9 protein-coding genes and 1 riboswitch are annotated in these 14,708 nt (G+C 59.1%); all 9 genes read left to right on the plus strand.

Annotated elements, in window-relative coordinates; translation table 11 throughout:
• Positions 1 to 46: 46 nt before the first annotated feature.
• The 9 genes from pflB to HMPREF9166_RS09465 all read left to right on the plus strand — a co-directional run bounded on the left by pflB (position 47) and on the right by HMPREF9166_RS09465 (position 14,651).
• Entirely contained in the window at positions 47 to 2,296 is a 2,250-nt protein-coding gene (gene pflB, locus HMPREF9166_RS09425) for a formate C-acetyltransferase (protein WP_009753789.1), read from the plus strand.
• Positions 2,283 to 3,038: a pyruvate formate-lyase-activating protein gene (gene pflA / locus HMPREF9166_RS09430; protein WP_009753790.1), complete on the plus strand. Its 756-nt coding sequence runs from the start codon at positions 2,283 to 2,285 to the stop codon at positions 3,036 to 3,038. The genes pflB and pflA overlap by 14 nt, the downstream gene beginning before the upstream one ends.
• Before the next feature lie 325 nt (positions 3,039 to 3,363).
• Complete coding sequence (locus HMPREF9166_RS09435; protein ID WP_009753791.1) at positions 3,364 to 4,173, plus strand: G5 and 3D domain-containing protein; 810 nt, start codon at positions 3,364 to 3,366, stop codon at positions 4,171 to 4,173.
• A gap of 98 nt (positions 4,174 to 4,271) precedes the next feature.
• A riboswitch (cobalamin riboswitch) is annotated at positions 4,272 to 4,500 on the plus strand.
• Between the two features lie 435 nt (positions 4,501 to 4,935).
• Positions 4,936 to 7,119, plus strand: a complete 2,184-nt coding sequence (locus HMPREF9166_RS09440; RefSeq protein ID WP_009753792.1) for a methylmalonyl-CoA mutase family protein — start codon at positions 4,936 to 4,938, stop codon at positions 7,117 to 7,119.
• Entirely contained in the window at positions 7,119 to 9,317 is a 2,199-nt protein-coding gene (gene scpA / locus HMPREF9166_RS09445) for a methylmalonyl-CoA mutase (RefSeq protein ID WP_009753793.1), read from the plus strand. Before HMPREF9166_RS09440 ends, scpA begins: the two co-directional genes overlap by 1 nt.
• Positions 9,318 to 9,609: 292 nt before the next feature.
• Positions 9,610 to 10,788 carry a methylmalonyl Co-A mutase-associated GTPase MeaB gene (gene meaB / locus HMPREF9166_RS09450; RefSeq protein ID WP_009753794.1) on the plus strand — a complete coding sequence of 393 codons (1,179 nt, stop codon included), beginning with the start codon at positions 9,610 to 9,612 and terminating at the stop codon, positions 10,786 to 10,788.
• Between the two features lie 12 nt (positions 10,789 to 10,800).
• Positions 10,801 to 11,358 (plus strand): peptide-methionine (S)-S-oxide reductase, encoded by a 558-nt coding sequence (locus HMPREF9166_RS09455; RefSeq protein ID WP_009753795.1) that lies wholly within the window; start codon positions 10,801 to 10,803, stop codon positions 11,356 to 11,358.
• Between the two features lie 304 nt (positions 11,359 to 11,662).
• Entirely contained in the window at positions 11,663 to 13,327 is a 1,665-nt protein-coding gene (locus tag HMPREF9166_RS09460) for a methyl-accepting chemotaxis protein (protein WP_039981327.1), read from the plus strand.
• Positions 13,328 to 13,448: 121 nt separating this feature from the next.
• Complete coding sequence (locus HMPREF9166_RS09465) at positions 13,449 to 14,651, plus strand: type IV pili methyl-accepting chemotaxis transducer N-terminal domain-containing protein (RefSeq protein WP_009753797.1); 1,203 nt, start codon at positions 13,449 to 13,451, stop codon at positions 14,649 to 14,651.
• The last annotated feature ends 57 nt before the right edge of the window (positions 14,652 to 14,708 follow it).

Below are 14,708 nucleotides of genomic sequence, written 5' to 3' on the forward strand. Positions count from 1 at the left end.
TACCGAATGAGGGATTTCCTCAATAATAAATAACAGGAGGTATATTATGCTGCACAGCAAACATTGGGATGGATTCACAGGCGGCGTGTGGCAGGAGGAGGTCAATGTCCGTGACTTCATCCAGCGCAACTATACACCGTATGACGGCGACGAGTCCTTCCTTGCGCCGCCGACGGATGCGACGAATCGTCTGTGGGCACGCGTGCAGGGACTCCAGAAGGAGGAACGTGCCAAGGGCGGCGTTCTCGACATGGAGACGGAGGTCGTTTCGGGGCTGACGGCATACGGCCCGGGCTATATCGATCCCGCACATAAAGACCTTGAAAAGGTGGTTGGTCTCCAGACAGACAAACCGCTGAAGCAGGCATTTATGCCGTACGGCGGCATCCGCATGGCGGAGGAGGCTCTTGAGAACTACGGCTACAAGGTCAGCCCGAAGCTTCACGAGATCTTTACAAAGTACCATAAGACGCACAATCAGGCAGTTTTTGACGCGTATACGGACGAGATCCGCGCGGCACGCCGCAGCCATATCATCACGGGACTGCCCGACACCTATGGGCGCGGGCGCATCGTGGGCGACTACCGCCGCGTCGCGCTCTACGGTATCGATCACCTCATCGCGTTCAAGCAGGAGGATCTCCTGAACTATGGCGACGGCATCATGAGCGACGATGTGATCCGTCAGCGCGAGGAGGTCGCGGAGCAGATTCGTGCGCTGAAGGGCATGAAGGAGATGGCGGCGAGCTACGGCTTCGACATCGCGCAGCCGGCGCAGAATGCACGTGAGGCAGTGCAGTGGCTCTATTTCGGCTACCTCGCGGCGATCAAGACGCAGAACGGCGCGGCGATGAGCGTCGGACGCATCTCGACCTTCCTCGACATCTACATTCAGCGTGACCTCGCACGCGGCCTCCTCTCCGAGGAAGAGGCGCAGGAGCTGATCGACCACCTTGTGCTGAAGTTCCGTATGGTGAAGTTCGCACGCATCACGTCCTACAACGAACTGTTCTCAGGCGATCCGATCTGGGCGACGCTCGAGATGGCGGGCATCGGCATGGACGGCCGCCACATGGTGACGAAGAATGACTTCCGCTTCCTTCATACGCTTGAGAACATGGGCCCCTCTCCCGAGCCGAACCTCACCGTGCTCTACTCCTCGAAGCTGCCGGAGAAGTTTAAGGACTACGCGGCGCGCATCTCCATCCGTACAAGCTCGATCCAGTACGAGAACGACGATGTGATGAAGCCCGAGTGGGGCGATGATTACTCGATCTGCTGCTGCGTGTCGGCGACGCAGACGGGCAAGGAGATGCAGTTCTTCGGTGCGCGTGCGAACCTTGCAAAGTGTCTCCTCTACGCGATCAACGGCGGTATGGACGAAAAGAGCGGCGTGCAGGTCGGTCCTGCCTACCGCCCGATCCGCACGGAGTACCTTGAGTACGACAACGTCATCATCAAGTATGAGCGCATGATGGACTGGCTCGCGCACGTCTACGTGAACGCGCTGAACATCATTCAGTATATGCACGACAAGTATTACTACGAGGCGGCCGAGATGGCACTCATCGACACGGATGTGCGCCGCACGTTCGCAACGGGCATTGCGGGCTTCTCGCATGTTGTTGACTCGCTTTCCGCGATCAAGTACGCGAAGGTGAAGCCGATCTACAACGACCGCATCGTCGTGGACTACGAGGTCGAGGGCGACTTCCCGCGCTACGGCAACGACGACGACCGCGCGGACGAGATTGCGAAATGGGTGCTCAAGACCTTCCTCTCGAAGATCAAGGCGCGCCACACCTACCGTCATTCCGAACCGACGACCTCGATCCTCACGATCACGTCGAACGTCGTCTACGGCAAGTACACGGGCGCGATGCCGGATGGACGAAGGGCATGGACACCGCTCGCGCCGGGCGCAAACCCGAGCTACGGCGCGGAGTGCTGCGGGCTGCTCGCCTCGCTCAACTCCGTGGCAAAGCTGCCGTACCACTGGGCGCTCGACGGCATTTCGAACACGCAGAGCATGACTCCTGCCTCGCTCGGCCACAATGAGGACGAGCGCGTGCAGAACCTTGTGAGCGCCATGGACGGATACTTCGATCAGGGGGCACATCATCTGAACGTGAATGTGTTTGGGCGCGAGACTCTCGAGCATATCATGGAGCATCCCGAGGATCCCGCCTATGCGAACTTTACCATCCGCGTCTCGGGCTATGCCGTCAAGTTCATCAGTCTGACGCGCGAACAGCAGCAGGATGTGATTTCGCGTACCTTCCATGAGCATATGTAAAGGCAGAATCAGCACGACGGAGAGCTTCGGCTCGGTCGACGGGCCGGGCATCCGCTTCATCGTCTTTGTGCAGGGCTGCCGTTATCGCTGTCAGTACTGCCACAACCCCGAGACATGGGGGCTAGGGGGCGGCGAGGAGCGAACGCCGGCGGATGTGCTGCGGCAGGCACTGCGCTATCGTCCATACTGGAAGGAGCGCGGCGGCATCACCGTCAGCGGCGGCGAGCCGCTGCTGCAGCTCCCGTTTGTGACGGAGTTCTTTCGCCTGGCGAAGGAGCAGCAGGTCAGCACGGTCATCGACACGGCGGGCGGCCCCTTTACCGAGGATGAGCCTTTTTTCAGCGCGTTTCGGGCGCTGCTGCCGCTCACTGATCTCTTTCTCCTCGACATCAAGCACATCGACCCCGCGCAGCATCGTGCGCTGACGGGCACGTCCAATGCACCGGTACTGGCACTCGCGCGGTACCTATCGGAGCAGGGGAAAAGCATGTGGATCCGTCACGTGCTCGTGCCGGGATGGACGACGGATGCCGATGACCTGCACCGGCTGGCGGACTTCATCGGGACGCTGCGAACGGTCGAGCGCGTGGAGGTGCTGCCCTATCATGCGATGGCGCGGCACAAATATGAGGCACTTCATCTGCCGTACCCGCTCGGGGATACGCCCGTGCCGACGGCCGAGGAGATCGCGCGCGCCGAGGCAATCCTGTGCGGGGGAAATGACCTGCCGCGCAGCAGATAAATAATGGAAGCACTGATAAATTCAGCACCGCCATCTTAGCGCATCTTTTTTGCCCGCACTTCAGCGGAAAATCCTCCACAGAGCACCACTCTGCGTCCGGTTTTCCACCTCGTTCGGACGAAAAAATCTACGCCAATCTGACGGACTTCATTTTATCAGCGATTCCATAAAAAAACTGCGGTATGGAGCACGATGCTCTGTACTGCATTTTTTAGCAAAGTGGCGCGCAAACTCGGAAAATCGCTCTCAATTTTAACTCACATCCCATTCTTCATGAAAAATTCAGGTCAAAGTGGGAAAATACCTCCAACAAAGGGGGGATTCTATGCAGTGGAAAAGCATAGGAACATTTGTGAGAAAGAAGCAGAACACGGTGCTCTGTGCGGCGCTGGCGGGCATGATGCTGATGTCCAGCGGCTTCACGATGAACGGCTTGCCGAAGAATATGCACCGCGTGAGTGTGCATGTCGATGGAGAGACGATCAACGACATGACGGTGCAGACGCAGCCTAACGATATTTTTGCAAAACTTGGCGTTACGCTCGGCGAGAAGGACACCTACGAGGTGCAGGAGAGCAAGGATCCGCCGCGTACGGACATCTCCGTACGGCGCGCCGTGCCCGTCACCATCTCCTTCTGGGGCGATACGCAGCAGGTTATGACGAGCGGACATACCGTCGGCGACGTTGTGGCAGAGTATGGCTACAATATGAACGAGGTTGATGTGAACCCCGGTGTTGATACACCAGTCACCGCAAACCTTGCAATACAGCTCACAGAGAATGAGCAGGCGGCGGAGCAGCGGCGCGCGCGTGAGCGCGAGGCCGAACGCGTAAGTCGGGGGATTCCCCGCTATCGTGCAGCCTATACAATGCACGCATCCGCCTATCTCCCGAGTGACGGGGGCGGCAGCGGCATTACGGCGACCGGCATGGCGGCGCGCCGCGGTGTTGTCGCCGTCGATCCGAACGTCATTCCGCTCGGCTCGCGGCTCTATATCCCGGGCTACGGCGAGGCAATCGCTGCGGATACGGGCGGGGCGATCGTCGGCAACACGATTGACCTCTGCATGGAGAGCTATGACGAGGCAATCCAGTTCGGCCGGCGCTCGGTTGAGGTCTACGTCCTCGAGTAACAAAAGAGAGAATCACTGTGGAATTATTCACACAGTGATTCTTTTTTATTGACAAGAAGTGCTTTCAGTGGTACTATTCTATCGTACCATAAAAATTACATATAGAAATTGGATCAAGTGCAGAGGTTTTGCTGTGCAAAGCCTTAATGCTTCATAGGGAATCCGGTAGGGAGATATGATCTCGTAAGCCGGAGCGGTCACGCCACTGTAACAGTGAGCAAATTCGCACGCCAGCGCGAGCCGGCAGTCACTGGGGAAGCCCCCCGGGAAGATGCGAAGGAGCGATGAACTGGAGCCAGGAGACCTGCTTGATTAACAATCACCGATTGACCTGCGAGTGATGGGGATGGAGATTTTGCGGATTCGTTCGCTTGATATAAAGTTTGGCGCAGCCGCGACCAAACGACACGAGAACTGAGTGACGATACCGAAAAAGACCCATTCTGCTGCTGCGGGATGGGCTTTTTCTATGCAAGGCTCGATTCCCTGCGCGATCCTGCGGAGATCTGTGCGCACGTATGGGAACATGCGCAGAGATTTCCCCGGGATGAAGGAGCATTGCTCCTTGGGGAAACATTGCTCATCTTTTCAGTTCTCGTTTTTCCCTCGTGATGAGGGAACGCTCTGAGGGTGGAAGCTCAGGGCGATTTTTTTTAGGGTTAGCAATCGTGTCCAAAACTTGCATTGGTTGCTTTATCATAATGTCAGTTCATCCATTGAACTGACAGAGCCTTCCCGGAATAAATTAAAGGAGGACGTACTATGCCGGAAGAAAAAGAGCGGTCGAGCGACGAGGAACTTCAGAAGCTTCTGAAGAAATCGGCGGATGTTGAGGATTTCCCCGATGTTCCGCTCGATGAATTCACGCCGCCCACGGATGAGGAGTGGAAAGCCGCCTGTGAGGCACTCCTGAAGGGCGCGCCGTTCGAAAAGAAGATGTTCACGAAGACCTATGAGGGGTTCACCTTTGACCCCATGTACACGCGGAAGCATACGGAGGACATCCTGCCGAAGGGAGTTATGCCCGGCATGGGGGACTATCTCCGCGGCGTGGATGCGGCGGGCTACATCGGCAAGCCGTGGGGCATCGCGCAGGCGTGTGACGAGACGCTCCCGGCGGAGAACAACGAACTCCTGCGCCATGAGAACGACAAGGGCGCAACGATCTACCACATTGTGCTCGATACGGCGTCGCGCGCCGGTGTGGATGCGCGTCAGGCGGAGAAGGTCGGCGACACGGGGACGAGTGTGACGACGGTCGAGGACATGCACGTCCTCCTCACGGGACTTGACCTCGCGAAGTTCCCCCTCTACGTCTACACGGGCGCAAATGCCGTGCCCCTGCTCGCGCTCGTCGCGGCGGCACGCCGTGCAGCAGGCGAGGATATGAAGAATGTGCGGGGCATTGTCGGTGCAGATCCCATCGGCACTCTTGTGACGGACGGGAAACTGCCCGCGTCCCTTGACTCATACTATGACAGTCTCGCGGCGGCGGCGCGCTGGGCGACGGTGAACGCACCGCATCTGCGTACGGTATTCGTGCGCAGCGATGTCTACAGCAGCGGCGGAGCGAACGATGTACAGGAGGTCGCGGCAGTTCTCGCCGCGGCGACGGCGTATCTGCGCGCCCTCTGTGAGCGGGGCCTCACGATCGATGCGGCGGCATCGCAGATTGCCTTTGCGTTCTCAATGGGGGCAAACTTCTTCCTGCAGATCGCTAAGCTGCGCGCTGTGCGCCCGCTCTGGGCACAGATCGTGAAGGCCTTCGGCGGGAATGCCGAGGCGCAGAAGATGCGTATCCATGCGCGCCCCGCACTCTTCTTCAAGACCGTTTACGATCCGTATGTCAACATGCTCCGCAACACGACGGAGATCTTCTCGGGGGTTGTCGGCGGCATCGACTCCTTTGAGAGTGCGCCGTTTGATGAACCCATCCGCAAGGGCGATGAGTTTTCGCGCCGCATTGCGCGCAACGTCCAGATCATGCTCCAGGAGGAATTCGGTCTCCTGCAGCCGATCGACCCCGCCGGCGGCTCGTGGGCGGTTGAGACGCTGACGCACCAGATGAAGGAAAAAATCTGGGCGGCGTTCCAAGGCATCGAGAAAGAGGGCGGCATCGCTGCGGCACTGCGTGCAGGCACGGTTCAGGAGGGCATCGCGAAGGTGCTCGCCGACCGCTTTAAGAATGCCGACCTGCGCCGTGACCGTATTGTCGGCAACAACATGTATCCGAACATGACGGAGACGCTGCTCGAGACACGCGCCGAGGATACGGCAGCGCTCAAGGCACAGCGCACGAAAGATATCGAAGCATATCTCTCCGACATCGACACAAAGCACCGCGACGAGACACTTGCGGCGTTCAAGGCAGATGGTTCCGTTCAGAATGCTGTTGAGGCGGCGCTTGCGGGGGCGACGATTGCCGAGCTGATGGCGGCGCTCACGGCGGGGAAAGGTGCGGAGACGGTCGCGGCGATTGCCCCGCATCGCTGGAGCGAACGCTTTGAGGCGCTGCGCCGGCGCACAGAGGACTACAAGGCAGCGAAGGATGACAATGTGAAGATCTTCCTCGCGAACATGGGCCCTATCCCGCAGCACAAGGCGCGCGCAGATTTTACCACAGGCTTCCTGCAGGTCGGTGCATTCGAGGTACTCGGCAACGACGGCTTTAAGACCGTCGATGAGGCAGCGGAGGCGGCGCGTGCAAGCGGTGCGGATGCCGTCGTCATCTGCTCTACGGATGCGACCTATCCCGAGATCGTCCCTGCCCTTGCACCAAAGCTCCACAAGGTGCTGCCGCAGGCACGCGTTTTTCTCGCGGGCGCCGCGCCGAAGGATCTGCTTGAGACATACAAGGAAGCGGGCATTGACGAATATATCTCCGTCCGCGCGAACTGCTATGAGATCCTTGAGGGTCTCCAGAAACAGAAAGGGATGATTGCGTAATGGCAGGCTTTACGAACCCGGATTTCACGGGCATGAGCCTCGGCGAAAGCCCGTCCGCAGACTCCAAGGAATGGCGCGCCCTTTTCGAAGGCGGTACGGGACGGACGTTTGAGGCACTCACACACAAGACGATGGAGCGCATCCCCGTGAAACCGTTCTACGATCACGATGTCTATGCGCACATGAACCACCTCGACTTTGCGAGCGGGATTCCGCCCTGCCTGCGCGGGCCCTACTCCACGATGTACGTGTTCCGTCCGTGGACGGTGCGCCAGTACGCGGGGTTCTCGACGGCCGAGGAGTCGAACGCCTTCTATCGGCGCAACCTCGCCGCCGGGCAGAAGGGACTCTCGATCGCATTTGACCTCCCGACGCACCGCGGCTATGATGCGGACAATCCGCGCGTGGTCGGCGACGTGGGCAAGGCAGGCGTCTCGGTCTGCTCCATGCTGGACATGAACATCCTGTTCTCGGGCATTCCGCTCGACCAGATGTCCGTTTCCATGACGATGAACGGCGCAGTGCTGCCGATCCTCGCGTTCTTCATCGTTTCGGGCGAAGAACAGGGCGTCGATAAGAAGATCATGGCGGGCACGATTCAGAACGATATTCTGAAAGAGTTCATGGTGCGCAATACCTACATCTACCCGCCGGAGATGTCCATGCGCATCATCGGCGACATCTTCGAGTACACGACGAAGTATATGCCGAAGTTCAACAGCATCTCCATCTCCGGCTACCACATGCAGGAGGCCGGTGCGCCGGCGGACATCGAGCTGGGCTACACGCTCGCGGACGGTCTTGAGTACATCCGCACGGGCATCAAGGCGGGACTTGCCGTTGACGACTTCGCGAAGCGTCTCTCATTCTTCTGGGCGATCGGCAAGAACTACTTTATGGAGGTTGCCAAGATGCGTGCGGCGCGCGTTCTCTGGGCGAAGATTGTCAAGTCCTTCGGCGCGAAGAACAACAAATCGATGGCGCTCCGCACGCACAGCCAGACCTCGGGGTGGTCACTCACAGCGCAGGATCCGTTCAACAATATCGCGCGCACGGCGATGGAGGCGATGGGAGCGGCACTCGGGCACACACAGTCGCTCCATACGAATGCGCTCGATGAGGCGATCGCCCTGCCGACGGACTTCTCGGCACGCATCGCACGCAACACGCAGCTTTACATTCAGGACGAGACGAGCGTCTGCAAGATCATCGACCCGTGGGGCGGCTCCTACTACGTCGAGTCACTCACAAACGAGATCATTCGCCGTGCTTGGGCACACATCCAGGAGGTCGAGTCCCTCGGCGGCATGGCAAAGGCGATCTCGACGGGACTGCCGAAGATGCGCATTGAGGAGGCGGCGGCACGCCGTCAGGCGCAGATCGACTCTGGGCTGGAGAGCATTGTCGGCGTGAACAAGTATCGCCTCGAAAAGGAAGATCCCCTGCAGATCCTCGCGATCGACAATACAGCGGTGCGCCAGGCACAGGTGGAACGTCTCGAAAAACTGCGCGCAGAGCGCAACGCAGACGACGTGCGCCGATGCCTTGAGGGCATCACGAAGGCGGCAGAGAGCCGCGACAACGGCAACCTCCTCGAGGCGGCCGTCGATGCGGCGCGCGCACGCGCCTCGCTCGGCGAGATCTCCGATGCGGTGGAGAAGGTCTCGGGACGCTTCCAGGCGGTCATTCATACGATCTCTGGCGTTTACTCCTCCGAGTTTACGGATAAGACCGAGCTTGACCGCGCCCGTGAGATGGCGGACGAGTTCGAGGAACTCACGGGCCGCCGTCCGCGTATCTTCGTCGCGAAGATGGGACAGGACGGACACGACCGCGGGCAGAAGGTCATCGCGTCCTCCTTCGCCGACATGGGCTGGGACGTCGACGTGGGGCCGCTTTTCCAGACGCCCGCAGAGACAGCGCAGGACGCGGTCGACAACGACGTGCACATGGTCGGGTTCAGCTCCCTCGCAGCGGGACACAACACGCTCCTGCCGCAGCTCGTCGATGAACTGAAGAAGCTCGGCCGCGATGACATCATGGTCTGCATCGGCGGCGTCATCCCCGTGCAGGACTATGACAACCTCTACGAGCACGGCGCGGTTGCGATCTTCGCACCGGGTACGAACATCCCCGAGGCGGGCATCAAGCTCCTGACCCTTCTCATCGCACGCGCGAAGGAAGAAGCCGCAGGATAAGGCAAATAGCGGCGCCGCTCTCTGCATGAGGGCGGCGTTTTGCCGCCATACAACAGAATGGTTGCCGTGCGTGCCCCTTCGCAGAACCCTCGTTACGCAAGCGGTCGGACACTTATCTGCCAAAACACCTGCGGATTCCAAACGCGCTCCGCTTGAACGGTTAAAATCCGCAGGGGGCAGAACGTGTCCTCTTTTCCGCTTGCTTCTCTAGGGTTTGCTCAGGGGAACTGCACGTCTATACAATACAGAAAATATCAACGCCATAATTTTTCCTAGTAGGAAAGGAGGCTTTATGAGCGAAAAATATACCACAGAACGGCCCGACTGGGTACCCGAGGACGCCGACGCGAAGTTTACGACGAGCGTCATGGGCGGCATCGAGGGCATCAAGGATCTGACCGTCGGCAACATCAACCCGAAATTGCTGAACGGGACAGGGATGTCCCACCGCAAACTTGTCCTCAGTGAAGATGACTATGTTGAGGGCGTGGCCCGCGGCGACCGCATGACGCTATCTCGTGCGATCACGCTCATCGAGAGCAACAGCAGCAAGCACTTCAAGCGTGCCCAGCGCGTGCTTCAGCGCCTGCTGCCGAAGACGGGCAATGCTCTGCGCATCGGTATCACGGGCGTGCCGGGGGCAGGCAAGTCCACGATGATCGAGGCGTTCGGCAATATGCTCTGCGATGCGGGACATCGTGTCGCTGTGCTCACCGTTGATCCCACAAGTTCTGTCACGAAGGGCTCGATCCTCGGCGACAAGACACGTATGGGAACCCTCTCGCGCCGTCCCGAGGCGTTCATCCGCCCCTCTCCTGCAGGCGGCACACTCGGCGGCGTCGCGCGCAAGAGCCGTGAGACCATGCTGCTCTGCGAGGCGGCCGGCTACGACGTTATCATCATCGAGACCGTCGGCGTCGGGCAGTCCGAGACGACGGTGCGCTCCATGGTTGACTTTTTCCTGCTCGTCGTGCTGACGGGCGCGGGCGATGAACTGCAGGGCATCAAGAAGGGCATCATGGAGCTTGCGGATGCGATCGTCATCAACAAGGCGGACGGGGATAACCTCATCAAGGCGAAGGTCGCACGCGGGCAGTACGAGCGCATGATCGAGTTTATCCGCCCCGCGACACCGGGCTGGGAGACGCACGCTTACCTTGCCTCCGCGATCGAGAAGACAGGACTTGCCGAGCTGTGGGAGATCATCCGCATCTTTCGCGAGAAGACCACGAAGAGCGGCGTGTGGAAGAAGCGGCGCGACGGGCAGCTGCTCGACTGGATGAACAGTATGATCGACGAGCATCTGCACAACCTGTTCTTCGACGATGCCGTTGTGCGCGGGCGCATGCCCGAGGTAAAAGATGCGGTCCTCTCGGGCGGCATCTCACCGACCCAGGCAGTTGCGGAGCTGCTCAGTGTATTCGATGTGCACCGTGCGGCGGGACGGCAGGTCGACCTCTTTACGAATTGAGGAGGTGTACCCATGACGAAACGCATCTGCCTTTCGGGTGCGGATATGTACGAGCTCGAGGAGGTGTTTCGCGGACGGCGCGGCATCGTCTCCGCCCGCACGGGCTACATCAACGCTGCGCCGCAGACCGCGCACGAGGATGCGCTGACAGGCGTGTCGGGCGGTCGTGTGGGCGTTGAGATCGTTTACGATCCGAAAAAGACGGACATTTCACAGCTTCTCGACCTGCATTTTTCTGTCGTTACGCCGTACAGCATCGACGGGCAGGGCTATGTGCGTGGCCCTATGTACCGCGCGGGCATCTTTTACGAGAGCGCAGAGGACGAGCCGCAGATTGCGCTCTACCTCACCTTTCTCGCAGGCAAGGGACGCTGCCCCGCGACGGGGGAGCACCTGACACTCAATGATCCGAACAGCAGCGCGGCGGCGCGGCGCGTTATGCACGCAACGATGGAGCGGCTGACCTCTTTCCAGCCGGCAGAGGAGGAGCATCAGGGCTATCTCACGCGGCATCCCGAGACGGAGACCTACATCAACCTTGCACGTCTGCGCGAACTTGTTAAACTATAGGAAGTACTGATAAATCCAGCACTGCCGTCTTAGCGCATTTTTTGCCCGCACTGTGTCGGCAAATTGGGCAAAAATCTGCGCTAATCTGACAGATTTTATTTTATCAGCGATTCCCTCAAAAGACCATTGGCCCGTGGGACCAGTGGTCTTTTTTTGGATCATAGACGATTTTTATTTTTATACAGAATTATTTTATGCTATAATCAAAAGAATAAAAAAGTTCTATAGTGTCGTTCCATACGCGCATGTGCCGGATCTTGCGACAGTGTGCAGAATGGACGGGGAAACCAAAGGGGAGACAGGTATGAGCATACGCACGAAACTACAGTCGATTCTTATTCTGCTGTTTGTATTCATCGTGGGATTAGTTGGACTGAACTTCTTTACGTTCAATGAACTCAAGGGGGATGCGCCTGCGGTCAACGCTTCCGGCTCGCTGCGGATGCGCGCCTATCAGCTTTCGTGGGGGGCAGCACGGCTCGTGTCGGCAGATGAGGGCGACGCACAGACGCTGCGCGCGGCGATGCAGAAGAATCTGGAGGACTACGATCGTATTCTGAAGGGGCTGGAGCAGGGCGATGCGGCGATGGGGCTGACGGCACCCGCGGATGAGGCGGTCCAGCGACAGCTCGGCGTTGTGAAGCCGCTGTGGGAGGCGTATCGTGCTGATATCCGTGCCGCTGCCGAGGGAACGGATGAGGAGGCGCGCCGCACCGCAGAGGCAAAGGCAGCAAAAGAGGTTGCGCCCTTTGTGGCAGAGGTCAACAAGTTGGTCGCTGCCTACGATGCCGCCGGACAGGCGAAGATCGAAAGGTCCAAGGACATCCAGCTCGGCGTGATTCTGCTTGCTGTTCTTGTGGTGGGCGGTGCACTCTGGCTGATTCTCACACAGATTCTGCGCCCCCTGGCGGCGCTGACGGATTCGTTTCGCGGCATTTCTGAGGGCGAGGGGGATCTGACGCAGCAGCTTCACGCAGAGCGCGATGATGAAATCGGACGGATCGTCCTCTACTTCAACACCTTCGTCGGGAAACTGCGTACGATCATACGCGGCGCACAGGAGAGTGCAGCGGAGGTTGCACAGCTCTCCGGTGCACTCTCGCAGGCAAGCGGTGAGAGCAGCAAGGCCGTCGAAGTGGTCGCCGGCTCCGTCACCGATGTCGCAGGGCGGGCGAATGAACAGAATACGGATATGCAGGCCCTCGCGGACCATGTGGAACAGATCGCGGAACACATGGCGCAGATGCTCGCGGCTGCCAAACGCTCTGCTGCCCTCTCGGCGGATTCTGAGGGAAAGGCAGCGGATGGAAGGGACGGTGCGGCACGTGTTGCATCCCAGACCGATGGCCTTCGCGATATTGTCATGACGATGGATCGGAATGTGCAGACGCTCACGCAGTATGCGGAGGACATCAATCAGATCATCGATCTCATTAAGGGCATCTCGGGGCAGACGAATCTGCTCGCGCTCAACGCTGCGATCGAAGCTGCACGTGCGGGGGAGAGCGGACGTGGTTTTGCTGTCGTCGCGGAGGAGGTGCGCAAGCTCGCTGAGAGCTCGAGCCTTGCGGCGGACGATGTCACGGAAAAGATGACCGGCATTCGTCAGCAGGTGCATGAGACGCGCAGTGCAAATCAGGAGCTGGTCAGCGAGCTCGAGAAGATCACGGAGGCGGTTGCTGCAGTGCGTGCCTCGCTGAATGCCATCGCTGCGAGCTCCGAGGAGAGCCGCCGTGCGGCAGCTGAGATCGTGCAGCTGAATCAGACGGCATCGACAGGCGCACAGAACGTTGTGGGCACGTCGGGGAATGTCGCATCAGCGGCAAAACAGATTGCGGGGCTCACCGAGGACTCGGCAGCTGCCATCGAGGAGCAGAGCGCGACCATGGAGCAGGTCGTTGCCACCGCAGAGCGTCTCTCCGGTCTGTCAACGAAGTTGGATGGTCTTGTTGGAAAGTTCAAGGTTTGAGATTGATTTCATACGAAAGGCAATGTGTTTTATGCGGATTTGTCAGATGGGGGTATTGCACAGCCTTCTTTCTGCGATATAATAATAGAGAGAATTTTTTCTATTGAGGCGAGAGAGAAACATGACAATCCAAAATAAACTACGAATCACGCTCGTTGCCCTCTTTGCTTTCATCGTCGGTTTGGTCGGGCTGAACTTTGCCACCTTTGCACAACTGGATGGAGATGCTACTGCCGTCAATGCGTCCGGCTCCTTGCGGATGCGTGCCTATCAGCTCGCGTGGCTCTCGGCGCGTTTGGTTCCTGCCGATGCGGATGAGGCGGCAGATCTTCGGCGGACGATGCTCGCACAGATTGAGCAATATGACCGCATCCTTACGGGGCTCCGCCGGGGCGATGCGGAGCTGAATCTCCGCCCGGCGTCAGACGAGGCGGTCAAGGAGCAGCTCCGCACACTGCAGCCCCTCTGGGAGGAGTACCGGACGCATGTGTTTGCCGTCGCGGGTGCTGTGGGTCCGGAGGAGAAGTACGATGCAAATGCCGTTGTCGCCGCTGAGGTTGTCGGCTATGTGAGCGCGGTGGACAATCTCGTCACGGCGTATGACAATGCCAGCCAGGCAAAGATCGGCGTTTCCAAGGAGATCGGCGTGGGCGTGATCGTCCTTGCGTTCCTTGTCTTTGCCGTGTCCTCCTACTGCATCATCATGGAGGTACTGCGGCCGATTGCGGCACTGACTGCATCGTTCCGCGAGGTCGCGGGCAAGGAGGCGGATCTCACCCAGCAGCTCACCACCAGACGATTTGACGAGATCGGGCGCATTGTGCAGTCCTTCAACACCTTTGTCAGCGAGCTGCGTCGGATCATGCAGCGTGCGCAGACTTGCGCAGCCGAGGTCGCGGGGCTGTCGGATACGATGTGGCGGGCGAGTGTTGAGAACAGTAAGGCGGTCGAGTACAATGCAATCGCCGTCACGCATATCGCCGAGCACACAAATGAGCAGGATGAGAATGTCCAGATGCTTGCAACGAGTGTGAACGGCATCTCTGCGCATCTGGAGGAGATGCAGGTACTTACACAGGCGGAGAACGTGAACCGTACGGCGCTCCTCACCTCTATTGAAGCGGTACGCGCCTGCGCACAGGTCGCAGCAGCGGCATCGGAGGAGGTCGCCAAGGCCTCACATGAGATCGCGGGACATACAACGGATGCGGCGGCCGCAATCGAGCAGGAAACCGCCTCTCTCGATGCCTTTGCCGCAACGGCTGAGCATCTCAAGGGCCACGCTGCCGAGCTGGATGAGCTGGTTGGCAAGTTCAAGGTGTAGCACGGTGGATTCTTGCCTCGCATGGAGCAATGCCGTACCATAGGATCGGGATTTGGA

This window comes from Selenomonas sp. oral taxon 149 str. 67H29BP (genome assembly GCF_000146365.1).
GTDB classification, from domain to species: domain Bacteria; phylum Bacillota; class Negativicutes; order Selenomonadales; family Selenomonadaceae; genus Centipeda; species Centipeda felix.

Bases quoted from the DNA above. Each gene is read 5' to 3' on its own strand.
- pflB (WP_009753789.1), top strand. From the start codon at position 47: ATGCTGCACAGCAAACATTGGGATGGATTCACAGGCGGCGTGTGGCAG.
- HMPREF9166_RS09455 (WP_009753795.1), top strand. From the start codon at position 10,801: ATGACGAAACGCATCTGCCTTTCGGGTGCGGATATGTACGAGCTCGAG.
- pflA (WP_009753790.1), top strand. From the start codon at position 2,283: ATGAGCATATGTAAAGGCAGAATCAGCACGACGGAGAGCTTCGGCTCG.
- HMPREF9166_RS09440 (WP_009753792.1), top strand. From the start codon at position 4,936: ATGCCGGAAGAAAAAGAGCGGTCGAGCGACGAGGAACTTCAGAAGCTT.
- HMPREF9166_RS09435 (WP_009753791.1), top strand. From the start codon at position 3,364: ATGCAGTGGAAAAGCATAGGAACATTTGTGAGAAAGAAGCAGAACACG.
- HMPREF9166_RS09460 (WP_039981327.1), top strand. From the start codon at position 11,663: ATGAGCATACGCACGAAACTACAGTCGATTCTTATTCTGCTGTTTGTA.
- HMPREF9166_RS09465 (WP_009753797.1), top strand. From the start codon at position 13,449: ATGACAATCCAAAATAAACTACGAATCACGCTCGTTGCCCTCTTTGCT.
- meaB (WP_009753794.1), top strand. From the start codon at position 9,610: ATGAGCGAAAAATATACCACAGAACGGCCCGACTGGGTACCCGAGGAC.
- scpA (WP_009753793.1), top strand. From the start codon at position 7,119: ATGGCAGGCTTTACGAACCCGGATTTCACGGGCATGAGCCTCGGCGAA.